Source organism: Sediminicoccus sp. KRV36 (assembly GCF_023243115.1).
Taxonomy (GTDB): domain Bacteria; phylum Pseudomonadota; class Alphaproteobacteria; order Acetobacterales; family Acetobacteraceae; genus Roseococcus.
This window is the reverse complement of the sequence record NZ_CP085081.1, coordinates 3,638,721-3,660,261: the sequence shown is the minus strand read 5'-3', so window position 1 is coordinate 3,660,261 and position 21,541 is coordinate 3,638,721. Positions and strand designations below refer to the sequence as shown.

Annotated in this window: 22 protein-coding genes; 3 read left to right on the top strand and 19 right to left on the bottom strand. The window is 68.2% G+C overall.

The window, feature by feature from the left end; all coding sequences use genetic code 11:
- Window positions 1-23 precede the first annotated feature (23 nt).
- Window positions 24-959 carry a tripartite tricarboxylate transporter substrate binding protein gene (locus tag LHU95_RS17260; RefSeq protein WP_248708194.1) on the top strand — a complete coding sequence of 312 codons (936 nt, stop codon included), beginning with the start codon at window positions 24-26 and terminating at the stop codon, window positions 957-959.
- A gap of 27 nt (window positions 960-986) precedes the next feature.
- On the opposite strand, the gene LHU95_RS17255 is transcribed toward LHU95_RS17260, so the two are convergent.
- Together LHU95_RS17255 and LHU95_RS17250 are read right to left on the bottom strand one after the other, a co-directional pair.
- Window positions 987-1,481, bottom strand: coding sequence for a flavin reductase family protein (locus LHU95_RS17255; RefSeq protein WP_248708193.1), 495 nt, complete (start codon window positions 1,479-1,481; stop codon window positions 987-989).
- Between the two features lie 111 nt (window positions 1,482-1,592).
- Window positions 1,593-2,261, bottom strand: coding sequence for a DUF3047 domain-containing protein (locus LHU95_RS17250; RefSeq protein ID WP_248708192.1), 669 nt, complete (start codon window positions 2,259-2,261; stop codon window positions 1,593-1,595).
- Window positions 2,262-2,325: 64 nt separating this feature from the next.
- Between LHU95_RS17250 and LHU95_RS17245 the strand changes: the two genes are divergently transcribed.
- Window positions 2,326-3,027 carry a dienelactone hydrolase family protein gene (locus LHU95_RS17245; RefSeq protein WP_248708191.1) on the top strand — a complete coding sequence of 234 codons (702 nt, stop codon included), beginning with the start codon at window positions 2,326-2,328 and terminating at the stop codon, window positions 3,025-3,027.
- A gap of 130 nt (window positions 3,028-3,157) precedes the next feature.
- Here LHU95_RS17245 and gloA read toward each other — a convergent pair whose 3' ends face one another.
- The 16 genes from gloA to LHU95_RS17165 form a co-directional block, all read right to left on the bottom strand.
- Window positions 3,158-3,556 carry a lactoylglutathione lyase gene (gloA, locus tag LHU95_RS17240; RefSeq protein WP_248708190.1) on the bottom strand — a complete coding sequence of 133 codons (399 nt, stop codon included), beginning with the start codon at window positions 3,554-3,556 and terminating at the stop codon, window positions 3,158-3,160.
- Window positions 3,557-3,585: 29 nt separating this feature from the next.
- On the bottom strand, window positions 3,586-4,419 hold the full coding sequence (gene lpxI, locus LHU95_RS17235) for a UDP-2,3-diacylglucosamine diphosphatase LpxI (RefSeq protein WP_248708189.1): 834 nt from the start codon (window positions 4,417-4,419) through the stop codon (window positions 3,586-3,588).
- A complete protein-coding gene (gene lpxA, locus LHU95_RS17230; protein ID WP_248708188.1) occupies window positions 4,416-5,261 on the bottom strand; it encodes an acyl-ACP--UDP-N-acetylglucosamine O-acyltransferase in 846 nt (281 codons plus the stop codon). Before lpxA ends, lpxI begins: the two co-directional genes overlap by 4 nt.
- Before the next feature lie 5 nt (window positions 5,262-5,266).
- Complete coding sequence (gene fabZ, locus LHU95_RS17225) at window positions 5,267-5,743, bottom strand: 3-hydroxyacyl-ACP dehydratase FabZ (protein ID WP_248708187.1); 477 nt, start codon at window positions 5,741-5,743, stop codon at window positions 5,267-5,269.
- Window positions 5,743-6,798 (bottom strand): UDP-3-O-(3-hydroxymyristoyl)glucosamine N-acyltransferase, encoded by a 1,056-nt coding sequence (gene lpxD, locus LHU95_RS17220; RefSeq protein WP_248708186.1) that lies wholly within the window; start codon window positions 6,796-6,798, stop codon window positions 5,743-5,745. Before lpxD ends, fabZ begins: the two co-directional genes overlap by 1 nt.
- A 30-nt stretch (window positions 6,799-6,828) precedes the next feature.
- Complete coding sequence (locus tag LHU95_RS17215; protein ID WP_248708185.1) at window positions 6,829-7,605, bottom strand: OmpH family outer membrane protein; 777 nt, start codon at window positions 7,603-7,605, stop codon at window positions 6,829-6,831.
- A gap of 21 nt (window positions 7,606-7,626) precedes the next feature.
- Window positions 7,627-9,960, bottom strand: coding sequence for an outer membrane protein assembly factor BamA (gene bamA / locus LHU95_RS17210; RefSeq protein ID WP_248708184.1), 2,334 nt, complete (start codon window positions 9,958-9,960; stop codon window positions 7,627-7,629).
- 89 nt (window positions 9,961-10,049) lie between these two features.
- Complete coding sequence (gene rseP, locus LHU95_RS17205; protein ID WP_248711579.1) at window positions 10,050-11,162, bottom strand: RIP metalloprotease RseP; 1,113 nt, start codon at window positions 11,160-11,162, stop codon at window positions 10,050-10,052.
- A gap of 15 nt (window positions 11,163-11,177) precedes the next feature.
- Window positions 11,178-12,362, bottom strand: coding sequence for a 1-deoxy-D-xylulose-5-phosphate reductoisomerase (gene dxr, locus LHU95_RS17200; RefSeq protein WP_248708183.1), 1,185 nt, complete (start codon window positions 12,360-12,362; stop codon window positions 11,178-11,180).
- Entirely contained in the window at window positions 12,353-13,165 is an 813-nt protein-coding gene (locus LHU95_RS17195; RefSeq protein WP_248708182.1) for a CDP-archaeol synthase, read from the bottom strand. Before LHU95_RS17195 ends, dxr begins: the two co-directional genes overlap by 10 nt.
- A gap of 27 nt (window positions 13,166-13,192) precedes the next feature.
- Entirely contained in the window at window positions 13,193-13,933 is a 741-nt protein-coding gene (uppS, locus tag LHU95_RS17190) for a polyprenyl diphosphate synthase (protein WP_248708181.1), read from the bottom strand.
- On the bottom strand, window positions 13,933-14,508 hold the full coding sequence (gene frr, locus LHU95_RS17185; RefSeq protein ID WP_248708180.1) for a ribosome recycling factor: 576 nt from the start codon (window positions 14,506-14,508) through the stop codon (window positions 13,933-13,935). The genes uppS and frr overlap by 1 nt, the downstream gene beginning before the upstream one ends.
- 120 nt (window positions 14,509-14,628) lie before the next feature.
- Window positions 14,629-15,354, bottom strand: a complete 726-nt coding sequence (pyrH, locus tag LHU95_RS17180) for a UMP kinase (RefSeq protein WP_248708179.1) — start codon at window positions 15,352-15,354, stop codon at window positions 14,629-14,631.
- Window positions 15,355-15,550: 196 nt separating this feature from the next.
- Window positions 15,551-16,462 carry a translation elongation factor Ts gene (tsf, locus tag LHU95_RS17175; protein ID WP_248708178.1) on the bottom strand — a complete coding sequence of 304 codons (912 nt, stop codon included), beginning with the start codon at window positions 16,460-16,462 and terminating at the stop codon, window positions 15,551-15,553.
- Window positions 16,463-16,486: 24 nt separating this feature from the next.
- Window positions 16,487-17,287 carry a 30S ribosomal protein S2 gene (rpsB, locus tag LHU95_RS17170; RefSeq protein ID WP_248708177.1) on the bottom strand — a complete coding sequence of 267 codons (801 nt, stop codon included), beginning with the start codon at window positions 17,285-17,287 and terminating at the stop codon, window positions 16,487-16,489.
- Window positions 17,288-17,424: 137 nt separating this feature from the next.
- A complete protein-coding gene (locus LHU95_RS17165; protein ID WP_248708176.1) occupies window positions 17,425-17,997 on the bottom strand; it encodes a phosphonate metabolism protein/1,5-bisphosphokinase (PRPP-forming) PhnN in 573 nt (190 codons plus the stop codon).
- Between the two features lie 66 nt (window positions 17,998-18,063).
- Here LHU95_RS17165 and LHU95_RS17160 point away from each other — a divergent pair, with 66 nt between their 5' ends.
- Window positions 18,064-19,851: a gamma-glutamyltransferase family protein gene (locus LHU95_RS17160; protein ID WP_248708175.1), complete on the top strand. Its 1,788-nt coding sequence runs from the start codon at window positions 18,064-18,066 to the stop codon at window positions 19,849-19,851.
- Between the two features lie 123 nt (window positions 19,852-19,974).
- On the opposite strand, the gene LHU95_RS17155 is transcribed toward LHU95_RS17160, so the two are convergent.
- A complete protein-coding gene (locus LHU95_RS17155) occupies window positions 19,975-21,537 on the bottom strand; it encodes a sulfatase-like hydrolase/transferase (protein ID WP_248708174.1) in 1,563 nt (520 codons plus the stop codon).
- Window positions 21,538-21,541: the final 4 nt, after the last annotated feature.

Sequence of the window (21,541 nt, the reverse complement as noted above, 5' to 3'; positions counted from 1 at the left end):
GGCGCGCCCTATTGGCGGCCCCCATGCTGCTGCTGGCCAGCCGCGCCTCCGCCCAGGTCTGGCCCGCGCGGCCGATCCGTATCCTCGTCGGCTTCCCGCCTGGCCAGGCGACGGACACCATCGCCCGGCTTCTCGCCGAAAGGCTGGGCGAGAATCCGGGTTGGTCCATGCTGGTGGAAAACCGGCCTGGCCAGGGGGGCAGTCTCGCCGCCGCCGCCGCCGCGCAAGCCGCGCCCGATGGCTATACGCTGCTGCTCTCGGCCACGGCGCCACTCGCCACCAACCCCAATCTCTACGCCAATATCGGCTATGACAGCGTGCGGGATTTCGCGCCGATCACGCTGGTCGCGAACCTGCCCTTCGTGCTGCTGGTGAACCCCAGCCTCGCGGCGCGCAGCCCGGCGGAGCTCATCGCGCTGGCCCGCGCGCGCCCGGGCCAGATCACCTTCGGCACGCCGGGGAACGGCACCACGGCGCATCTGATCACCATGATGTTCTCCCGCGCGGCGGGCGGGCTGGAGATGGTGCATGTGCCCTATCGCGGCGGGCCCCAGGTGCTGACCGACCTGCTGGGTGGGCGCCTGGATTTCATGTTCGAGACGGAAGTCTTCTCGCTGCCGCATATCCAGGCGGGCCGGGTGCGCGCCCTGGCATTGACCACGGCCGCGCGGTCAGACCGGCAGCCTGACCTGCCGACGCTGGCGGAAAGCGGCATGCCCGGCTTTGATGCCGCGGCCTGGCTCGGCCTCGTCGCGCCCGCCGGCACGCCAGCCCCCATCATCCTGCGCATCAACCAGGAAGTTCATCGCATCCTGGCGGAACCCGCGATGCGCGAGAGGCTGGGCGGCCTCGGGGCGCAGGTGCTGACCAGCACGCCCGAGCAATTCGCGGGCTTCATCGCCAGCGAGTCGACGAAATGGGGCAATGCCGTGCGGGAGAACAATGTGCGGCTGGACTGAGGCCCCCTGGCGGGTGCGCCGCGCCGCTCAGGCGGCCAGCACGCGCCGGTAGTCGCGCGCGAAGTAGAGCAGCGCCTCATCCACGCCTTCATCCAGACGGATCGCCTCGATCTCGGCGAAGAGGACGAGGTGGGTGCCCTTTTCGATCAGGTCGGTGATGCGGGCATCAAAGGAGACCAGCGCGCCCTCCAGCACGGGCGCGCCGGTGACGAGCTTGCCCCAGTTGCCGGCTTCAAAGCGCGCCGGCCCATCCACCCCGGTGAAGCCCGCGAAAATGCCGGACAACTCCTGCTGGGAGCCACACAGGGTATTCACCGCCAGCACGCCATTCGCGCGAAATGCCTCGCAGGAGGAAACGCTGCGATTCATGCAGACCAGCAGCGTGGCCGGGCTGTCCGTCACGCTGCACACGGCGCTGGCGGTGAAGCCACCGAGGCCCGCCGGGCCGTCGGTGGTGACGATGTTCACCGCGGCTGGCAGGCGTGCCATCGCATTGCGGAATTCCTTGCTTTCGATCGGCATGGTCTCTCCTGGGGCATCTTCCGTTCAGACATCAGCGTCTGGACGGAAAAGGATGCGCGAACAACAACGGGCTTGAGCTTGCTCGACGAGGGCCTGCGAACGGCGCATGCCCTAGCTGCAGGCGGTGAAGCGGATTCGCTCCACCATCGCCGAAATCCGGCTCTGTGTATCGTCGGCATCGGTGCCGATGGCAATTTCCTGCAAGGGGGGCGGGTCTCCACCGAAGGCCGCGCGCCATTCGGCCGCCAGGTCCACCCGCTCCTCGAACCACCGCCCGGTGGGCGCCTGGGCGGGGCGCAGGATCCGCACCTTGCCCAGGCCGCCCATCCAGGGGCTGTAGAAGCTCGCCGGTTCCTGGCCAGTGCCGCCCCAGGCGTAGATCAGCATGCTGCGGGGCAGGCTGTGGCTGCCTGCGCGGGCCTGGGCGACGGCATGCTGCGTGCGCTGCCACACGGTCGAGCGCGTGGGCCAGCCCTGGAAGCCGACTGCGAGGGAAATCGCCCGGTCATCGCCGCCGCGCCGTGTCAGGTCGGTGGGGGGTGGCCCCGCCTCCACACGCCAGCGCCAGCTCAGGCAGGCAGCGGCCCCCGGGACCCGGCGCCAGATGAAGCTGCCCGCACCCTGGCCCTCCACCGCCACGCCATCGGGCAGGGCGCGAAAGCTGGCCGGGCGAATGCCGTCATATTCGAGATGCTGCCAGCCCGCTGCGGCCAGCCCGGCATCGGTCGCCGCACGCGCCAATGCGGGCGCTGCGAGGCCCAAAGTTACGGTGGCGAGCATGGCGCGGCGATCCATCTTCCGTTACTTGGCGGTCATTCACGATCTCGCCAAGGGAAAACCCGCCATGTCCGACATCAAGATCGCCGCCACGGATGGCACCGGTGCATTCGACTGCGTCGTTGTTGCCCCAAAGACACAGCAGCCCACGGGTGTCGTGGTGATGATCCAGGAGATCTTCGGGGTGAATGCGGCCATGCGCTCGCTCTCGGCCTGGGTCGCCGATATGGGCTTCATCGCCGTCGCGCCCGATCTGTTCTGGCGCCAGGAGCCGGGCGTGCAGCTCGACCCCGATGCTGGCCAGGCGCAATGGGACCGCGCCTTCGCGCTGCTCAATGGCTTCGACCAGGAGAAGGGCCTCGCGGACCTCGCCGCCACCATCGCCGCCGCGCGCAAGCTGCCGGGCGCCAATGGCAAGGTCGGCACCATGGGCTTCTGCCTGGGCGGGCGCATGGCCTTCAAGACGGCAGCGCATACCGATGCGGATTGCAATGTCAGCTATTACGGCGTGGGTATCGAGGGGATGCTGGCCGATGCGCCCGGCATCAAGGGACCGCTGCTGATGCATATCGCGGAGCTGGACAAGTTCGTGCCGCCGGCCGCGCAGAAGGCGATCACCGAAGGCCTGGCGGGCCACCCGAAGGTGAGCTGCCATGTCTATCCGGGCGTGGACCACGCCTTTGCCCGCATGGGCGGCCATGCCTGGGATGCGCGGGCGGCAACCATCGCCAATGGGCGGACGGCGGAGTTTCTGGTCAAGTATCTGTAAGTCAAAGAGAGCCTCCGGCGGCTGGGGCCATTGGCCCCAGACCCCGATCCTTGGCGCCGAGCTTGCAAAGCTGCGCGGTGATGGGGTCCGGGGCCTTTCGGCCCCGGCCGCCGGAGGCCCTGTTTTTCTTCTACTTTCGCTGAATCAGCTCAATCTTGTACCCGTCCGGGTCCTCGATGAACGCAATCAGAGTCGTGCCGAACTTCACCGGCCCCGGCTCGCGCGAGATCTTCACGCCCGCGGCCCGCATCTTCTCGCACACGCCATAGATATCGGGCACGCCGACCGCCAGATGCCCGAAGGCGCCGCCTATCTCGTAGGCGGTGACGCCGTAATTATAGGTCAGTTCCAGCACCGTCTCGGTCTTCTCATCGCCATAGCCGAGGAAGACCAGCGTGTACTTGCCATCCGGCACGTCATTCCGGCGCAGCTCCCGCATGCCGAGATGCGTGGTGTAGAAGGCGATGCTGCGCTCAAGGTCGCCCACGCGCAGCATGGTGTGCAGATAGCGGAAGGGATGGTCCATCATGTCTCTCCTGGATGTGTCACACGGCACGCTCAGGCCGAGCGTGCAAATTCTTCGGGTTGGATCGCCAGCACGAAAATCCCGCGCTTGCGGGCGGCGGCGAGCAGCCCTTCGCCATCGGCCAATATGGTGCGCCCGGCCTCGATGGCGATGCCGCGCAAGCCCGCATCGGCCGCGTGGGCCACAGTGATGGAGCCCACCACCGGCGCATCCACCCGCAATTCCTGCTGCGGCTTGGCGAGCTTGACCAGCACTCCACCAGGCCCGTCCCGGCGCAGGCTGCCCGCGCGGGCCAGCAGCGCATCCGTGCCCTCCACCGCCTCGATCCCCAGGATCAGCCCCTGCTGAACGACGACGGATTGCCCCACATCATGATCCGCCAGCGCCCGCAACACGCCGATGCCGCGGATGATATCGGCCCGCGCCAATTCGTCTGGCGCTTCCCCAGCGAGCAGGCCCGGGTTGGCGAAGCTGGCGGGCAGCAGGGATTGCGGGGCGATCACCTCGAACCCCTCCTCGCCCAGGATGCCGATGAAGTTGCGCAGCAGCGTGTCATCGCCGGCAAATATCGCCTTGCCCAGCCGGGCGATGACCCGCGCCATCCAGGCATCGGGCCACAGCGTCAGCGGTGAGATGCGGCTCGCCTTGCCGCAGAGCACCAGATGCGTGACGCCCTCGGCGCGCAGCCGCTGGATGATGGCCCCTCCGGCCCCCACGCGCTCCTCCATATGGGGATAGGCGCGCAATTCCGGCGCATCATAGAAATCGCGCAGAAGGACGACGAACACCTCATGGCCGCGAGCGATGGCGGCCTCGGCCACACGGGCCGGGAAGGGACCGCCGCCGGCCAGCAGGCCGAGCTTCAAGCCTCTTCCTCGTCACCACCCAATTCGGCGGCCATGCGGCCCGGGCGGATCAATTCGCGCTTGCGATCGGCCGAGCGCAGGAAGGCCAGCACCTCCTCCACCAGCGCGTCACCGGCGAAGCGCTGCTCGGCTGCGTCCATGCGGGCGGCGAAGGTGCCGGGGTCGCGGAACAGCAGCCGGAAGGCGGAGCGCAGCGCGTGCAGATTCTCGCGCGAGAAGCCGCGGCGGCGCAGCCCCACCACATTCAGCCCGACCAGGCGGGCGGGCAAGCCAAAGACATTGCCGAAGGGCGGGATGTCGTTCGTGACGCCGGCCAGGCCGCCCACCATCGCGTGGCGCCCGACGCGGACCAATTGGTGGATGGCCGCGCCGCCGCCCAGGAAGCATTGCTCGCCCAACTGCACATGCCCGCCCAGCATGACGTTGTTGGCGAGGATCACGCGGTCCTCCAGGCGGCTGTCATGACCGACATGGCTGCAGGCCATCAGCAGGCAATCGCTGCCGATCCGGGTCATGCCCTCACCGCCGACGCTGCCGCGATGCACCGTGACATGCTCGCGCAGCTGCGTGCGCGCGCCGACGACGACACCCGTGGGCTCGCCCTTGTACTTCAGGTCCTGCGGCGGCAGGCCGACCGAGGCGAAGGGCGAGAGCCGCGCTTCGGCCCCGATGGTGGTGATGCCCTCGATCACCACATGGGAAGTGAGCTCGACGCCCTCCTCAAGCACGACGGCGGCGCCGACGATGCAGAACGGGCCGATGCGGCAGCCGGCACCGATCCGCGCGCCGGGTTCGATGATGGCGGAGGGGTGGATATGGGCCGTGCCTGAGATGCGATCCACGGGGCTCACCGGTCCCGGATCATGGCGGCGTAGGTCGCCTCAGCCACGATCTGGCCGTCCACCTTGGCCTGGCCCGAGAATTTCCACACATTCATCCGTCGCTGCACTTTCGTCACATGGACCATGACCTGGTCGCCCGGCACCACGGGGCGCCGGAACTTCGCACCCTCGATGGACATGAAATACACCAGCTTGCCCTCGGCCGCCGGACCCAGCGTGGCGACCACCAGCACGGCCGCAGTCTGCGCCATGCTCTCGATCAGCAGCACGCCGGGCATGACGGGCTCGGAGGGGAAGTGACCCTGGAAGAAATTCTCGTTGATGGAGACGTTCTTCACGCCGATGGCGGATTCGCCGATCACCAGGTCCACCACCCGGTCAATCAGCAGGAAGGGATAGCGATGCGGGATCGCCTGCATGATCTGCGCGATGTTGTAGCTGCCGATCACAGTCGGCGCGGGGGCGGCCTCATCCATGTCCATCACTCCGATCTTGGCTTGCTGGCAATGCGGGTTTCGCTGCTGAGGCGCTTCAGGACGAGCATGGAGCGAATGACTTCCTTCTTGGGGGCCGCCGGGGAGCCTAGGATTTCGATGCCCGGCGGGATGTCGTTCATCACACCCGCCTGGGCGCCGATCCGCACCTTGCTGCCAATCTTCAAATGTCCCGCAAAGCCGGACTGGCCGCCCGCCGTCACGTAGTCGCCCAGCGTGGTGGAGCCGGAGACGCCGACCTGCGCCACCAGGATGCAGCCGCGCCCGGTCCGCACATTATGGCCGACCTGAACGAGGTTATCGAGCCTTGTGCCAGGGCCGAGCACCGTCTCGCCCAGGCTGCCGCGATCCACGCAACTATTGGCACCGATCTCGACGCCATCCCCGAGCCTGACGGAGCCCAGCTGCGGGGCGGTGACGAAGCGGCCATCCTCGGTGACGGTGAAGCCGAAGCCCTCCTGACCGATCCGTGCCCCCGGATGCAGCACGACGCCCCGGCCGAGCACGGCATGGGTCACGCTGCAATGGCTGTGGATGACGCAATCATCCCCCAGGACCACATGATGACCGATCAGGGCGAAGGGCCCGATGCGGCAATTCCGGCCGATTTCGGCCCCGGCCTCGATCACGGCATGGGGGCCGATTTCGGTGCCGGCGCCAATCCGCGCCTCGGGGTGAATGGTCGCCGAGGGATGGATCTGCCCGTCCGGGCTTGGCTTCGGGTGGAACTGGGCCGCGACCAGCCCGAAGGCCAGGGCAGGGTTGCGGCAAATCACCGCGATGCAGCCCGCCGGCACCTGGGCCGCGAATTCACCCGGGACCAGCACCAGACCCGCTTGGGACTCGGCCAGCGTCTGGGCATAGGCGCGGCTTTCGCAATAGCTCACCTGGTCCGGCGTGGCCGTCGAGAGCGGGGCCACGCCCGCAAACACCCGCCCGGCATCAGCGCCGGCATCGCCGCCCGGCTGTCCGCCTGAAGCGGCCAGGATGGCCGCGAGGGTCAGTGGCCGGGCAGGCCCCAGGAAGCGCGGATCATCCGCCATGCCGGGCTCGTCGCATCTGCCGGAGGGCGATCAGTTGCGCCGCTGCGGCGGTGCTGCGGGCTGCGGGGGCGCTGCCGGGCGCGCGGTCGGTGCGGCAGGGGCGGCTGGCGGCGCGGAACCGTCGGAATCGGGCGCGATCGTCACCTGCCGGAGTGTCCGGTTGAATTGCTGCGCCACTTCCTCGGTCAGGTCGAAAGCCGGGTCATTCATGATCACCAGCGGGCGCGGGATGACGATGTTCACATTGCGGCTTGAGGCCACCTGGCGAACGATTCCGGCCAGCGCTTCCTCAATCTGCATCAGGGATTGCTGCGCCGCCTGCTCGATCGCCTGGCTGCGATTGCGGAAGATGCGCTGGCTGTCGGTAATGCGGTCCTGCAGCTCACGTTCGCGGTTGCGGATCTGGTCCGGCGTCATCTGCGTGCGCTGCACGGCCAGGGCCTGCTGCGCCTCACGCCAGCCATTCTGCTCGCGCTGGAGGTCGTCATTCAGGCGCGTGCGGCGGCGTTCGATTTCCTCGCGCACCTGGTTGAAGGCGGTGGAGAGGCGCTGGATTTCAGGAATATCCACGATGCCGATGAGGGCGGCCGGCGGCGGGGAGCCGGGCGGCAAGGCGGCCGGCCGCTGCTGCGGCTGCGGCGGGCGTTGGGCGGGCTGGGCCTGGCCGGGACGCGGCTGGGGTTGGGGCTGCCCCTGGGCCCGCTGGCCACCCTGGCCCGGCACGAACCATTCCTGGTTCTGCTGCGCGAAGGCCGGAGCCGATGCCACGGCCAGCATCAAGGCCAGCGCGGTTCTGAAAGATGTCATGTCGTGTACCTGTCTGCGCGCTCAGAAGCGCGTGCCGAAGCCGAAACGGAAAATCTGGGTCTGGTCGTAGGATTGCTTCACCACGGCCTGGGCCAGATCGATGTTGATCAGGCCGAAGGGGCTCCGCCAGGAGATGCCGACGCCCGTGCCGACCCGCGGCGAGGAGGTGGTGCCGATATTGGTGCCCGAGACCGTATCCCAGAGCGCGCCGACATCCACGAAGGCACGCCCGAGCAGGCCGATCTCCGAAGGGATGCCGGGCAGGGGGAAACGCATCTCCGTGCTTTGCGTCCACATGCGGCGGCCGCCCAGGGCGTCATTCGTCCCCAGATCGCGCGGGCCAGCACCGGCCAGCGCGAAGCCGCGCAGATTCTCGCCGCCCAGGAAGAAGCGGTCCACGATGCGTTCCTGGTTGGCCGTGCTCGACCAGGGCTGGATGTAGCCGATGCTGCCCGTCAGGCTGAGCACGTAATCCGGGTGCCCGAAGACCTGCTCGAAGGGCAGGAACAGCGCGCCGTCGAGGCGCCCGCGGAAGAAGGCCACATCGCCGCCAAGGCCCGCGAAATCCGTGCCGAGGCGCAGCAGGTAGCCGCGCCGCGGCTCAATCAGGTTGTCACGCGTGTCATAGGCCAGCGTCTGGCTGACCTGGCTGAGCAAGGTGGTTCCCGCCTGCTCCAGGATGTACTGCGAGGCGCCGGCCTGGATGTTGTAGATCTGCCGGTTGATCAGGCTGTAGGACCAGGATTGCCGCAGCCGCTCGTTGAATTCATAGCCCGCGCGCAGCGCGAAGCCGCCACGGCGCTCGCTGAACTGAGACACCGTCTGCAGGTTGCGCTGGATGTAGAAGAGATCCATGCCGACCGCGAGGTTGCGGTCCAGGAATTGCGGGTTGGTGACCGAGAAATCCAGCTGGCTGCGGCGCTGCGCCAGTGTGGCGTTGATGCGGCCATCAATGCCCGTGCCCGAGAGGTTGCGCTCACGCAGGCCGAAATCGGCCAGGAAGCCCGCATCGGTCGAATAGCCACCGCCGATGCTGACCTCGCCCGTTGCGCGCTCGACGACCTGGGTGGTGAGCACCGTGCGGTCCGGCGCGGAGCCGGGCGAATTGGCGATCTGCACATCCGAGAAATAGCCGAGATTGCGCAGCCGCTCGCGGGAGCGGCGCACCTGGGCCGCATTGAAGGCATCGCCCTCGGCCAGGCGGAATTCGCGCCGGATCACACGGTCCTGGGTGCGGGTATTGCCGTTGATGTCGATGCGCTCGACGAAGACGCGTGGCGCCTCATTCACCGCGAAGGTGATGTTGATCGTGTTGTTCTCGGTGTTGCGCGTGATCTGCGGCTGCACATCCACGAAGGGGAAGCCGCGCAGATTGGCGCCATCGGCCACGGCCTGCGCGCTCCGCTCCACCGCGTCACCGTTATAGACGCTGCCCGAGCCGACTTCGACGAAGCGCCGCAGGTCATCCGGATTCAGGTTCGGGAAGGCCGAGGTGATCTCCACCGTGCCGAAGGTGTAACGCGGCCCCTCGGTGACGTTGTAGGTCAGGAAGAAGCCGCTGCGGTCCGGTGCCAGTTCCGCCGTCGCGGCACCGACCTGCACATCGGGGAAGCCGGTGCGGAGATAGTAGCGGCGCAGCAATTCGCGGTCGAAATTCAGGCGCTCGGGGTCGAACGTGTCCGAGGAGGAGAGGAAGCGATACCAGGCCGCTTCCTTGGTGGAGATGACGTCGGCCAGGCGCGCATCGGAATAGGCGCGGTTGCCGACGAAATTCACGCGCGCCACCAGCGCCGCATCGCCCTCGGTGATCTCGAAGACGACATCCACGCGGTTCTGGTCGAGCTGAATGATCTTGGGCTCGACCCGCGCGGCGAAGCGGCCACGGCGCGCGTAGAGATCCAGGATTCGCTGCCGGTCCCCCTGCACCAACTGCGTGGTGAAGACCGAACGCGGACGCAGCTGGACTTCGGGCCGCAGCACGTCATCGGAGACGCGGCGATTGCCCTCGAAGGCCACGCGGTTGATGAGCGGATTCTCGACGATCTGGACGATGAGGCGCGATCCATCGCGGGAGATCGTCACGTCACGGAACAGGCCGGTCGCGAACAGGCTGCGCAGCGAGCGATCCACACGGTCGCTGTCGTAAGCGTCCCCCGGGCCGATCAGCATGTAGCTGCGGATGGTGTCAATTTCGATGCGCTGGTTGCCCCGCACTTCGACGGCGCTGATCGGCCCACCGGGCACCTCGGCGCGTGCCGGTGCCGGACGCGGACGATTCTGCGCCTCGGCGGGGGCTGGGGCCAGGATGGCGAGGCCAGCGGCGATCAGCAGGATTGGATGCAGTTTCTGTGTCAATGAGGGACCCATCCCGATACGGCTCAGCGGAAGCGGCCGGACCATAGCCTCAGGCGCCCGCGCCCGCCACCCCGAGAGCATCTTGATCTTCACCCGACCCATCCCGCCACCCAGCGACCAATGCCGCCATGCGCGATATCATTCCAGGTTGCAAACAGAAACAGCCCGATCAGGACGGCGAATCCGGCGCGAAAGCCATATTCCAGCGCGCGCGGGGGCAGGGGGCGACCACGAATGGCTTCCGCCGCATAGAACATCAAGTGCCCGCCATCCAGCAGCGGAATCGGAAACAGGTTCAGCAAGGCGAGGCTGACCGAGAGCAGAGCCATGAGATTGATCAGTGGCACGATGCCCAGGGTCGCCGCCTCGCCCGAGACCTCGGCAATGCGGATCGGCCCGCCCAGTTCCTTGGGGCTGCGCGTGCCGGCGAACATTTCGCCGATGCCGACCAGCGTTTGCCAGCTGACATCGGCGGTCTGCACCGTGCCGGCCCACAAGGCGTCGAGCGGGCCCAGCCGCTCGAACTGCGCCCGGCCGCCCTGGATGCCCAGCACCCCGACCGGCGCCGCATCGCCCCGCGCCTGTGCGGCGGGAATGACGGTCAGATTGACCTCCCGCCCGTCACGATCCACGCGCAGCTGCACCGCCTGCCCGGCACGCGGCTGGATATGGCGCTGCACCTGCTCGAAGCGGGTGATGCGCTGCCCATCGAGCGAAAGAATCACGTCACCCGGTGCGAGACCCGCCTGCTCGGCCGCGGAACCCGGGCCGACGGCGGCAATGGTGGTCAGGCCGCGCGGCGCGCCATGGGTCGCGAAAAGCGCTGCAAAGAGCAGGATGGCCAGCACGAAATTGGCAACAGGGCCGGCCACGACGACGATGGCGCGGTCCAGCACCGGCTTGTTGTGGAAGGTCTGTCCCTCGCGCTCCGGCACGCGCTCGGCTTCCGGCGTGTCATCCAGGGGCGATTGGCCATGCAGCTTCACATAGCCACCCAGCGGAATCCAGGCGAGGCGCCATTCCGTGCCGCGCTTGTCGGTCCAGCGCAGCAAGGCGCGGCCGAAGCCGATGCTGAAGGCATCCACATGCACCCGCCGCCAGCGGGCCGCGGCATAGTGGCCCAGCTCGTGGAAGAAAATGAGCACGCCCAGCACCACCAGGAAGGCGATGATGGTGCGCGCGGCATCGGGCAGGAAATCCAGCAAGTTGAAGCTCCGTCAGGCCGCCGCGCGGTGCGCGGCCAGGCCAGTTGCGATGTGGCGTGCCGCCTGGTCCAATTCCAGCACCGCGGCGAGATCAGCGACGCCGCGCCCGGCCAATGCGGAGAGGGTGTCCTCCACAACGGCCGCGATGTCCAGGAAGCCCAGGCGCTTCTCCAGAAAGAGGCCGACGGCGATCTCATTGGCGGCATTCAGCACGCAGGGCGCGCCACCTTCCGCCGCCAGGGCCGCGCGGGCCAGGCGCAGCGCGGGGAAACGCACCGGGTCGGGCGCCTCGAAATCCAGCCGGCCCAGGGCTGCCAGATCGAGCCGTGGCACGTCCACCGCCATCCGTCCCGGCCAGGCCAGGCAATGGGCGATGGGCGTGCGCATATCGGGCGAGCCGAGCTGCGCCAGCAGCGAGCCATCGCTGTATTGCACCATGCCATGCACGGCGGATTGGCGATGCACCAGCACCTCGATCCGTTCGGCCGGCACGGGGAACAGCCGCGCCGCCTCGATCAGCTCCAGCCCCTTGTTGAACATGGTGGCGCTGTCCACGCTGATCTTGGCGCCCATGGACCAGACCGGGTGGCGCACCGCCTGCTCGGGTGTCGCGCCGCGCATCTGCGTCAGCGTCCAGTCGCGAAAGGGGCCGCCCGAGGCGGTGAGGATGATCTTCTCGATCACGCGCGGATCGCGCGGGTCGAGCGCCTGAAAGATGGCGTTGTGCTCGGAATCCACGGGCAGCAGGGTCGCGCCATGCCGGGCCGCGAGGTCGAGCACGAGTTGCCCGGCGCAGACCAGGCTTTCCTTGTTGGCCAAAGCGAGGGTGCCGCCGCGGGTCAGCGCCGCCAGTGTGCTGCGCAGCCCGACCGCCCCCACGATGGCCGCCATGGTCCAGTCGGCCGGGCGGGTGGCGGCGGCGATCACCGCATCCGCCCCCGCGGCAACCTCAACCCCCGAGCCGGCGAGCGCCTCCTTCAAGGCGCCGTAGCAGCCCTCATCCGCGACCACGGCCAGCTCGGCGCGGTGGGCGCGGGCCTGGGCGGCGAGGGCCGCCACATCCCGCCCGGCCACCAGCGCGCGCACGGTGAAGCGGCCCGGGGGGGCCGCGTCCAGCAGGGCCATGGTGCTGCGCCCGATCGAGCCCGTGCTGCCGAGCACGGTGACGCTGCGCGCCGAAATCTCTGTCACACCCATCTCCACACATGCATGCCCGGCCCGGCGGCCAGCCCGATCAACGCCGCCAGGGGGGCCGCGGCCAGGACGCCGTCCAGCCGGTCCAGCAGGCCGCCATGCCCGGGCAGCAGGGCGGACGAATCCTTGACGCCGAAACGCCGCTTCATCCAGCTCTCAAACATGTCCCCGGATTGGCTGGCAAGGCCCAGCACCAGGGCCACGGCCGCGATGGCCATGATCGAACTGCCGCCACCCAGGGCCAGCGCCGCCGCCACCCCCACCAGCATGGCGCCCAGCACCCCGCCCAACGCCCCGGACCAGGTCTTGTTGGGCGATATGGCAGGCGCGAGCTTGGGGCCACCCAGGAACCGCCCGGTGAAGTAGGCCCCGATATCCGAGGCCCAGACCACCAGGAACAGAAAAATCACATTGCCGCGGCCCGCCGCGCCATCATGCCGCAATTCGAGCAGGGCAATGCCGGCGACCCCGATGTAGAACACCCCGAAGGCCAGCCAGAAGCCGGGCAATCCGGCGGCCAGGCGATGCACCAGCCCCGCCCCGAGCAGCACCACGATCAGCCCGGCCCAGGGCCAGCCGGCCAATGCCAGCCCAGCGCCAAGCAGCGCGAAGGCCGGCACCCACGCGCCCGGCAGGCGCGTGACCGCCCCGCCGCAGAGCCGCACCCATTCCCAGGCCAACCCCGCCACGCAAAGCAGCATCAACCCGGACCACCAGGCGCCGCCCCACCAGATGCAGAGCAAGGCGGCGGGCGCGATGATGGAGGCGGTCAGCACGCGTGTTCGCAAATCCGCGAGCTGCGCCATCAGCGGGGGGCCATCAGCAGGGGGCCATCACACGCTGCGCGCGCCGAAGCGCCGCTCACGCGCGGCATAGGCGGCCAGGGCGGCGTTGAAATCCTCCACCCCGAAATCGGGCCAGAGCACGGGCTGGAAGATCAGCTCCGCATAGGCGGCCTGCCAGAGCAGGAAATTGGAAATGCGCTGCTCGCCCGAGGTCCGGATGATGAGGTCGGGGTCGGGCATGTCGGCGGTGAAAAGATGGCGCTCGAAGCTGGCTTCATCCAGCGCGGCCGGGTCCAGCTCACCCCGGGCGGCGGCGGCGGCCACGGCGCGTGCGGCGGCCAGGATCTCGGCCCGCGCCCCGTAGGAAATCGCCATGGTGAGGTTGAGGCGCCGCCCGCCGGCGGTGACTTCCTCCGCCGAGTCCATGGCTTTCAGCGTCTCCTCGCCGAAGCGCCCGCGCTCGCCGATGACGCGCAGGCGGACGCCTTCCTTGCTCAGCTGGGTGACCTCGGCGCGCAGATAATGCCGCAGCAGCATGGTCAGTTCCTGCACCTCATCGGCCGGCCGGGACCAGTTCTCGGAGGAAAAGGCAAAGAGCGTCAGCCAGGTGACGCCCGCGCCGATCGCCGCCTCGATCGCCCGCCGCGCCGCATCCGCCCCCGCCCGATGGCCAAGCGCCACCGGCAGGCCGCGTGCCTGGGCCCAACGGCGATTGCCATCCATGATGATGGCGACATGCCGGGGCGTCTCAGCCCCCACACCCGCCGCAGGAGCAGGGTGCGCGCTCATCAAACGGTCTTGATGTCCTTTTCCTTTTCCGCGAGCAGGACATCGATCTTCTTCACATACTCATCGGTCAGCTTCTGCACCTCATCCGACCAGCGCTTCGCGTCATCCTCGCCGATTTCGGATTTCTTTTTCCAGGCGTTGATCTGCTCCATGCCATCCCGGCGCACGCCGCGGATCGAGACCTTGCAGCCTTCGGAATACTTGGCCGCCGTCTTGGCCAATTCGTTGCGGCGCTGCTCGGTGAGCGGCGGCAGCATGACGCGAATGGTCTGGCCTTCGGATTGCGGGTTCAGCCCCAGCCCCGAATCCCGGATGGCGATCTCGACGGCCTTCACCACCGAACGGTCCCAGACCTGAACCTGCAGCATGGAAGGCCCGGCCACCGAGACATTGGCCACCTGGCTGAGCGGCTGGTTGTTGCCATAGGCCTCGACGCGGATCGGCTCCAGCAGGGAGGGGCTGGCGCGGCCGGTGCGCAGGCCGGTGAACTCCTTCTTCAGCGTCTCCAGCGCGCCATCCATGCGGCGCACCAGATCGGCCTTGAGAACCTGTTTGTCGGGTGGGGCAGCGGCCATGGCAGTCACACTTTCGGGGTTGTCGCTGAAGACACGGTTCGAGGGGCGAGCGGGAGGGCGAGGCAGCCTTGCCGTGGCGTTGGCGGAAAGGGCTTCATGGGGATCAGGGGCGGCGCATCTTCAGGGATGATCGGTCACGGTGGTGAAGCGGCCTTCGCCGCGGATCACGGCGGTGAAGGCGCCAGGTTCGTGGATGTTGAACACGATGATCGGCAAATGGTTTTCGCGCGCCACCGAAATCGCCGCCGCATCCATCACCGCCAGATCGCGCGAGAGCATCTCGAGGTAGGTCAGCGTGGTGTAGCGCTCCGCATGGGGGTTCTTGCGCGGGTCACTGTCATAGACGCCATCCACCTGGGTGCCCTTGAGCAGCGCCTGGCAGCCCATCTCGGCCGCGCGAAGTGCTGCCGCCGTATCGGTGGTGAAGAAGGGGTTGCCCGTGCCGGCGCCGAAGATCACGACGCGGCCTTTCTCCATGTGGCGCATGGCCCGCCTGCGGATATAGGGCTCGCAGATCGAGCTCATTTCAATCGCGGATTGCACGCGGGTCTGCACGCCGATCTTTTCCAGCGCCGATTGCATGCCCAGCGCGTTCATCACCGTCGCCAGCATGCCCATGTAATCGGCCTGGGCGCGATCCATGCCCGTGGCCGCACCGGCGATACCGCGGAAGATATTGCCGCCGCCAATCACCATCGCGACCTCGACGCCGAGCTCCACGACGCCCGCCACATCCTGCGCGATGGCCTTCATGGTCGCGACATCCAGGCCGTAGGATTTGTCGCCCATCAGGGCTTCCCCCGAGACCTTCAGCAGGACGCGCTTGTAGCGTGGCGGTTCGCTCATCTGGGGGTCCGGTTTCTTGGCGGTTGGGGCGGTCGGCGGAACGATAGCAGGGGGGCGGGTCGCCGCAAGCGTCCCCCCCCCCTCCCGAGGGATGCAGAGGGGCGGCAAGGGGAAGGGGCCGGCGGGGTTGGCGCCCGCCGGCAGATGGTCAAGCCATCCAAAGCCCGCCCGCATGGGGCCGGGCTTCAGATCCGCGTCAGGAAACGCCGGCCGTCGCGGCCACTTCGGCGGCGAAGTCGGTCACCTGCTTCTCGATGCCTTCGCCGAGCTGGTAGCGCGTGAAGCCGATCAGCTTCAGGCCGAGCTTCTCCACCACGGCCTTCACCCGGCTTTCGCCGTCATGCACCCAGACCTGCTCCAGCAGCACCACTTCCTCGTAGAACTTGCGGATGCGGCCTTCGACCATCTTCTGGATCACGGCTTCGGGCTTGCCCGAGGCCATGGCCTGTTCCGTCAGCACGGCCTTCTCACGCTCCAGCGCCGAGGGCTCGACCGCGCTCACATCGAGCGCTGCCGGACGCGTCGCCGCGACATGCATGCCGATCTGACGGCCGAGCGTCTCCATCACCTGCATCTCGTTCTCGCCTTCGAGCGCCACCAGCACGCCGATCTTGCCGAGGCCCGGCTTGACCGCATTGTGCATGTAGGTGGCGACCGTGCCCTTCGAGACGCGCAGCACGCTGGCGCGGCGGATGGTCATGTTCTCGCCGATGGTGGCGATCAGCTTGGTGAGTTCTTCCTGGGTGCTGTGCTGCGTGCCCGGATAGGTCGCGGCCTTCAGCGCCTCGATATCCTCGCCGACGGAGAGGGCGAGCCCTGCCACTTCGGCGACGAAATTCTGGAAGCTCTCATTGCGCGCAACGAAATCCGTCTCGGCATTGACTTCGACCATCGCGGCGACGTGCGGGCCCGAGGCCACGCCCACCAGGCCCTCGGCGGCCACGCGGCCGGACTTCTTGGCGGCTGCCGAGAGGCCCTTCTTGCGCAGCCAGTCAATGGCGGCCTCGATATCGCCGCCGCTTTCCACCAGCGCCTTCTTGCAATCCATCATGCCGGCACCCGTCGCATCGCGCAGGTCCCGAACCATGGAAGCCGTGACTTCAGCCATCGTCTTGCTCCTTCTGTGTCGGGCTCAGTTCGCGGCCGCAGGGGCAGCAATTGCGGCTTCTTCGGCGGCGACTTCGATCACCGGCTCCTCGGCCATCGGCTCGGCCATGGCGCCGACATCGCGGCCCGAGGCCTGCATTTCAGCCGAGATACCGTCGAACACGGCCGCGGCGACGAGGTCGCAATACAGGTTGATCGCGCGGATGGCGTCGTCATTGCCCGGGATGGGGAAGGTCACGCCGGTGGGATCGCAATTGCTGTCCACCACGGCCACCACGGGGATGCCGAGCGTGTTGGCTTCCTCGATGGCGAGCTTCTCCTTCACCACGTCGATCACGAAAATCATGTCGGGCAGGCCGCCCATTTCGCGGATGCCGCCGAGTGCGCGGTCAAGCTTGTCGCGCTCCCGGTTCAGCATCAGGATTTCCTTCTTGGTCAGGCCCTCGATGTTGCCCTGCAAGCGCGCATCCATCTCCTTCAGGCGCTTGATCGAGCCCGTGATGGTCTTCCAGTTGGTCAGCATGCCGCCGAGCCAGCGGTGGTTCACGTAGTACTGGCCGCAGCGCGTCGCGGCTTCCGCCACATATTCCGCGGCCGCCTTCTTGGTGCCCACGAAGAGCACGCGGCCGCCGCCGGCCACCGTGTCACGCACGGTGCGCAGCGCGCGCTCCAGCATCGGCACGGTCTGCTGCAGATCCAGGATATGCACCTGGTTGCGCACGCCGAAGATGAAGGGCGCCATGCGCGGGTTCCAGCGCCGCGTGTGGTGGCCGAAATGCACGCCCGCCTCGAGCAGCTGGCGCAGGGAAACTTCTGGCATCGCCATGGTAAAATACCTTCCAAATCAGTCCGGTTGAGCCTCCGCGATGCAAACCCCGGCGATTTGCCAGGACCGGACCCTTGCCGTGAGGAAGGGAGCACCGCGTGTGGATTTCCGTAGGGCCATCCCCGCGGATGGCAGCGCTATGGCCGAAAACCGGCCCCAACGCAAGAACGGGGGATGCAAGAAGCGGCCACCCCTTCCAGCGCCGCGCGCAGCGCAGCGGCCCCCCGCGCCACCGGGCCGTCATTCACCACCTGGATGACGTGCAGCCCCTCGGGCAGGCGGATCTCGCGGGCCAGCCGCGCCTCGATCCGGGTCGCATCCTCCCGCCCGCGCCGGGCCAGGCGCTCGGCCAGCAGGGCAGGGGGGGCCGTCACCTCGATCACGCGCAGCGGGCGCAGTGCGGCGGCCTCCAGCAGCATGGCGCGCGAGAGGCTGAGCACGGCCACGCGCCCGGCCGGCGCCTCGGCATGGCGGATGCCATAGCAGAGCCCATGGGCGCGCCAGTGCAAGATGAAGGCGCCCGCTTCCAGCGCGGCTTCGAAGGCCTCGGGCGAGAGGGATTCATGCGCCTCGCCGCCCGCAGTGGCGGCGCGGGTTACGCTGCGGCGGGAGAAGTGAAACCGCGGATCGCCGGCCAGTTCTGCCCGGACGGCGTCCAGCAGCGTGTCCTTCCCGGCACCCGAGGGCCCCGCCACCGCCACCCAAAACATGCCGCCTCCCGATTGACCGCGAACCGCATCTTCGCCCAGATCAGCGCGCATCCGAAAGGTCATCCCATGTTCACCACCCGCCCCGAGATCGCTGGCACCTTTGGCGCGGTCGCCACCACGCATTGGCTGGCGAGCCAGGTTGGCATGGCCGTATTGGAGCGCGGGGGCAATGCCTTTGACGCCGCGGCCGCCGCCGGCTTCACCTTGCAGATCGTGGAGCCGCATCTGAACGGCCCGGCCGGCGATTGCCCGATCATCCTGCATGACGCGCGCCTGGGCCGCGAGATCGTCATCTGCGGCCAGGGTCCGGCCCCCTCCGGCTTGAGCGTTGATCACATCACCCGGCAACTCGGCCTCGACATGATGCCGGGCACCGGCTTCCTGCCCGCCCCCATCCCCGGCGCCTTCGACGCCTGGGCCACCATGCTGCAGAACCACGGCACCTGGCGGCTGCGCGACGTGCTGGCCTATGCCATCGGCTATGCCCGGAACGGCGCCCATATGGTCCCGCGCATCTGCCAGACCATCGCGACCGTGCGGCCATTGTTCGAGAGCGAGTGGACCAGCTCCGCCGCCTTATGGCTGCGCAATGGCGGCCCCCAGCCCGGCCAGCTCTATGCCAACCCCACCCTTGCCGACACCTATGAGCGGGTGCTGCGCGAGGCCGAAGGCCCCGGCCGCTCACGCGAGGCCGAGATCGAGGCGGCCCGCCGCACCTGGTATGGCGGCTTCGTCGCGGAAGCCATCGAGCGCTTCGCCCGCACGCCGGCCATGGACACCTCCGGCCAGCGCCATGCCGGCGTGATCACGGCGCATGACATGTCGCAATGGCGCGCGGGGATCGAGGCACCGGTCACGCTCGACTACCAGGGCACCACCGTCCTGAAATGCGGCGCCTGGAGCCAGGGGCCTGCCATGCTGCAAACCCTCGCTTTGCTGGCCGGCTATGACCTGCCCGCCATGGACCCGGTGGGCGAGGACTACGTCCACCACGTGACCGAGGCGATGAAGCTCGCCTTCGCCGATCGCGAGGCGTTTTATGGCGATCCGAACTTCGTGGATGTGCCGCTGGCCACGCTGCTCTCGCCCGAATACGCCGCACTTCGCCGCAAGCTGATCGGGCATGACGCCTCGCTCGAATTCCGCCCGGGCAACCCGGATGGCCTGCCGGTGCGCGGCGTGGATTACGCGGCCGCCGTCCGCCGCGCCGAGGAAATGGCCATGGCCGCCGGCACGGGCGAGCCCACCGTCTCGCGCCTTGGGGCCGCCGGCGGCGACACCTGCCATGTGGATGTGATTGACCGCGACGGGAATTTCGTGAGTGCCACGCCCTCCGCCGGCTGGCTGCAATCCTCGCCCGCCATTCCGGAGCTGGGCTTCTGCCTGGGCACGCGCTGCCAGATGTTCTGGCTGGACCCCACGCTGCCCAACGGGCTGATGCCGGGCAAGCGGCCGCGCACCACCCTCTCCCCCTCCATGGTGCTGCGCGAGGGCAAGCCCTGGATGAGCTTCGGCACACCCGGCGGCGAGCAGCAGGACCAGTGGCAGCCCATCATGCTGAGCCGCATGCTGGCGCATGGCTTCAATATCCAGGAGGCGATCGACCTGCCCTCCTTCCATTCCGAGCATTGGGTCAGCAGCTTCTGGCCGCGCGGCGCCAAGCCCGGAAAGCTCGTCCTGGAAGGCCGCTTCGCGCCCGAGGTGCTGGCCGCATTGCGCGCGCGCGGCCACAAGGCCGAGATGGGGGGCGATTGGAGCGAAGGCCGCCTGACCGGCGCGCGGCGGGAGAAGGATGGGCAGATCTTCGCGGGTGCCAATCCGCGCGGGATGCAAGGGTATGCCGTGGGCCGTTGAGGGGCGCTGCCCCTCAAACTCCCCGGCAGGAAACTGAGTTTCCTGCACCTTCCATCAAATCAGGGTGCAGGGAACAAGTTCCCTGCCGGGGAGCGCGAGGGGCAGAGCCCCTCGCTAAGGCTTCTACCACTCGCCGTAGAACACCCCCGCCGCCTTGTGCCGGTCCGTGCGGAACTCCGCCTCCGCCCAGCTCAGCGTCGTGCGGCATTTGAGGCCCGTCGCCCAGGCCAGCAGCTTCTCGCGCATTGCGGCGCGCACCGCCTCCAGCCCAGGATCGGTGCCGAGGTCGTGGAACTCCTCGGGGTCAGCCACAAGGTCGTAGAGCTGCGCCGGCATCCCGCTGGTCCAATGGATGTATTTCCAGCGCGCGTCGCGAATCATGAACGCGCGGTGCTGCCCGGTGGGCAGGCCCAGGCGCCGGCGGGCACCGCGGAAGGTCCAGTCCAGCTCGCTCACCACGGCATCGCGCCATTCGGTCGCGGTGCCGCGCGTCAGCGGCAGCAGCGAAGCGCCTTCCAGCAGATGCGGCTGCGACGGCAAGCCCAGCGCGTCCAGGATGGTGGGCACCACGTCAATCGCCTGCACGAAGCGGGCATCCGTGGTGCCGCGCGTGGCATCGGCTTCGGGTGAGGGATCGTAAAGCAGGAAGGGCACGCGCTGGATGCAGTCGTGGAACAGCTCCTTCTCGCCCAGCCAATGGTCGCCCAGGTAATCGCCATGGTCGCTGGTGAAGATCACCATCGTGTCGCGCCAGCGATCCTGCGCCTCCAGCAGCGCCCAGACGCGGCCCAGATGCGCATCCACCTGCGCGATCAACCCCTGATAGGTGGGGCGTACGGCGGCGATGCAAGCATCCTGCTGGAAGCTTTGCGCCACCTCCTCATTCTGGAATTCGCGCAGCACGGGATGGATGCCGGGGCCGCGCTCATCGGCATGGCGCTGCACCGGCAGGCATTGCTCGGGCGTGTACATCGCGTGAAAGGGCGCGGGCGCGATATAGGGCCAATGCGGCTTCACATAGGAGAGGTGCAGCACCCAGGGCTTCTCGCCCTGCTCGGTGATGAAGCGCAGCGCCTGGTCCGTCGTATAGGCGGTCTCGCTGTGCTCCTCGCGCACGCGGGCGGGCAGCCGGGCATGGCGCATCTTCCAGCCGTTCAGCACCTCGCCCTTGTCGTTCTCCACGGCGATGACGTGATCCGTCCAGGGGTCGGGGCTCTCATAGCCCTGGGCGCGCAGCCAATGGGCGTAGCCGCTGTCGGTCTCGGCGTGGTGGCCGTCATGGCGGTCCACCAGGGTGAACCAGCCCTCGCGCAGCAGCACGGCCAGCTCATCCTGGCCATCCAGCAGCAGGCGCTTCATGCCATGGCCATCGGGCATGAAATGCGTCTTGCCGGCCAGCGCCAGGCTGCGGCCCGCCTCGCGCAGATGCCAGCCCAGCGTCACCTCGCCGACACTGAGCGGCACGCGGTTATGCGTGGCGCCGTGGCTGGCGACGTAGCGGCCGGTGTAGAAGCTCATCCGCGAAGGGCCGCAAATGCCGGATTGCACATAGGCCTGGGAGAAGCGCACGCCGCGCGCCGCCAGCGCATCCATGTTGGGCGTCCTGAGAAAGGGATGGCCGGCGCAGCCAAGGTGATCCCAGCGCAGCTGGTCGCACATGATGAAGAGGATGTTCTTCGCGGGCATTGGC

Excerpts from the sequence above, each read along its gene's own strand:
- uppS (WP_248708181.1), bottom strand. The coding sequence starts at position 13,933 with ATGAGCGCGCACCCTGCTCCTGCGGCGGGTGTGGGGGCTGAGACGCCC.
- frr (WP_248708180.1), bottom strand. The coding sequence starts at position 14,508 with ATGGCCGCTGCCCCACCCGACAAACAGGTTCTCAAGGCCGATCTGGTG.
- LHU95_RS17260 (WP_248708194.1), top strand. The coding sequence starts at position 24 with ATGCTGCTGCTGGCCAGCCGCGCCTCCGCCCAGGTCTGGCCCGCGCGG.
- LHU95_RS17215 (WP_248708185.1), bottom strand. The coding sequence starts at position 7,605 with ATGACATCTTTCAGAACCGCGCTGGCCTTGATGCTGGCCGTGGCATCG.
- LHU95_RS17250 (WP_248708192.1), bottom strand. The coding sequence starts at position 2,261 with ATGCTCGCCACCGTAACTTTGGGCCTCGCAGCGCCCGCATTGGCGCGT.
- rpsB (WP_248708177.1), bottom strand. The coding sequence starts at position 17,287 with ATGGCGATGCCAGAAGTTTCCCTGCGCCAGCTGCTCGAGGCGGGCGTG.
- fabZ (WP_248708187.1), bottom strand. The coding sequence starts at position 5,743 with ATGGACATGGATGAGGCCGCCCCCGCGCCGACTGTGATCGGCAGCTAC.
- pyrH (WP_248708179.1), bottom strand. The coding sequence starts at position 15,354 with ATGAGCGAACCGCCACGCTACAAGCGCGTCCTGCTGAAGGTCTCGGGG.
- LHU95_RS17195 (WP_248708182.1), bottom strand. The coding sequence starts at position 13,165 with ATGGCGCAGCTCGCGGATTTGCGAACACGCGTGCTGACCGCCTCCATC.
- dxr (WP_248708183.1), bottom strand. The coding sequence starts at position 12,362 with ATGGGTGTGACAGAGATTTCGGCGCGCAGCGTCACCGTGCTCGGCAGC.
- LHU95_RS17255 (WP_248708193.1), bottom strand. The coding sequence starts at position 1,481 with ATGCCGATCGAAAGCAAGGAATTCCGCAATGCGATGGCACGCCTGCCA.
- LHU95_RS17155 (WP_248708174.1), bottom strand. The coding sequence starts at position 21,537 with ATGCCCGCGAAGAACATCCTCTTCATCATGTGCGACCAGCTGCGCTGG.
- LHU95_RS17245 (WP_248708191.1), top strand. The coding sequence starts at position 2,326 with ATGTCCGACATCAAGATCGCCGCCACGGATGGCACCGGTGCATTCGAC.
- LHU95_RS17165 (WP_248708176.1), bottom strand. The coding sequence starts at position 17,997 with ATGTTTTGGGTGGCGGTGGCGGGGCCCTCGGGTGCCGGGAAGGACACG.
- lpxD (WP_248708186.1), bottom strand. The coding sequence starts at position 6,798 with ATGGCGGATGATCCGCGCTTCCTGGGGCCTGCCCGGCCACTGACCCTC.
- LHU95_RS17160 (WP_248708175.1), top strand. The coding sequence starts at position 18,064 with ATGTTCACCACCCGCCCCGAGATCGCTGGCACCTTTGGCGCGGTCGCC.
- gloA (WP_248708190.1), bottom strand. The coding sequence starts at position 3,556 with ATGATGGACCATCCCTTCCGCTATCTGCACACCATGCTGCGCGTGGGC.
- tsf (WP_248708178.1), bottom strand. The coding sequence starts at position 16,462 with ATGGCTGAAGTCACGGCTTCCATGGTTCGGGACCTGCGCGATGCGACG.